Origin of the sequence: Halobacillus sp. A1 (assembly GCF_024189295.1) — a bacterium.
Lineage (GTDB): Bacteria > Bacillota > Bacilli > Bacillales > Halobacillaceae > Halobacillus_A.
The window spans coordinates 1-518 of sequence record NZ_JAIZEN010000066.1; the positions used below are offsets into that span (position 1 = coordinate 1).

At 37.3% G+C, this 518-nt stretch carries 1 protein-coding gene; it reads right to left on the reverse strand.

What is annotated here, in order from left to right; translation table 11 throughout:
* Positions 1-18: 18 nt before the first annotated feature.
* A partial coding sequence (locus LF817_RS20005; protein WP_253937566.1) for an IS3 family transposase occupies positions 19-518 on the reverse strand: 500 nt, incomplete at its 5' end.

Consider the following 518-nt stretch of genomic DNA (forward strand, 5'->3'; position numbering starts at 1 on the left):
TGGATTGTCAACACAAAACTAGACAATTTCATTAAGGTGTTTCTTCTTGAATTCTATAGGACTAAGGTAGTTGAGAGTGCCATGAATTCGAATATAATTGTACCAGTGGACATAATCAAATAAAGCCAGATCTAATTGTTCTTGAGACTTAAAGGTTTCTCCATAAACAAATTCTGTCTTAATCACCTTATAAGTAGCTTCAGCGACTGCATTATCATAAGGGCACCCTTTCATACTTAAAGAACGATTAATTTGAAAGGTTTGAAGTAAATCTTCAATGGCTTGATTCTTAAATTCACTTCCGCGATCCGTATGAAAAAGAGCTAATTCATCAAGGTTTCCATCAATCGAAGCGAAGGCTTTTTGAACTAAGGCTGCATCTTTTTGCGGACCGGAGCTATAGCCGATAATCTCACGGTTATACAGATCCAAAATCGTACAGATATAATGCCATTTTGTATGAACGCGTACGTAAGTTAGGTCACTAACCACGACTTTACGAGCCTGGTCTTGAGTGA